Annotated in this window: 1 protein-coding gene; it reads right to left on the bottom strand. The window is 61.5% G+C overall.

Features of this window, described 5'->3' with window-relative positions:
* Positions 1-520: DUF1254 domain-containing protein (locus F8N66_RS31380; protein ID WP_150773747.1), on the bottom strand; the 520-nt coding region annotated here is incomplete at both ends.

Raw genomic sequence — 520 nt, 5'->3', positions numbered from 1 at the left:
CTGGCACATACTGCATCGCGGCCGACAGGTACTCGAAGAAGTTGGCCTTGATGCCTTCCGTGGTAGCTGGCACGAAAGCAAACTTCGGCGCAGCGGGCGGCGCCGGTTGATGGAGGAAGGCGGACAGCGGCTGGATCTTGTAGCCCGCCTGCACCTTCTCGACATTCGGCATGTCGGCCGGATTGAACATCTCGGTCCGGCTAAGGGTCAGGCCGAAAGGGGTCGTGGAGGTGAACACCTTGTCGATGCCTGGAGGTGTTGCACCCTTCCAGTCGGGGCCTGCAACCAGATAACTCCCGGGCGCACTGGCCGTTGCCCGGCTGCCGATGTAGCCGTAGTTGTAGGTGTTGCCGTCGATAAGCTGAATCGAGTAATAGCGCTTTTTGGAGACGGCCGGCACCGTGATCACCAGTGGCTCTGCGCGCAAGTCGGCCCAGAGTATCGAATACGGGGTGTCGCTGTTGGGCGTAATGACGGCGGTATCGGCGGGCGTCGCGACCCGATGCTCGTTGTGCAGTTG

The organism is Pseudomonas fluorescens (genome assembly GCF_902498195.1).
GTDB classification, from domain to species: domain Bacteria; phylum Pseudomonadota; class Gammaproteobacteria; order Pseudomonadales; family Pseudomonadaceae; genus Aquipseudomonas; species Aquipseudomonas fluorescens_BU.
The sequence above is the reverse complement of the archived record's forward strand: the minus strand, read 5'-3'. Positions and strand labels throughout refer to the sequence as shown.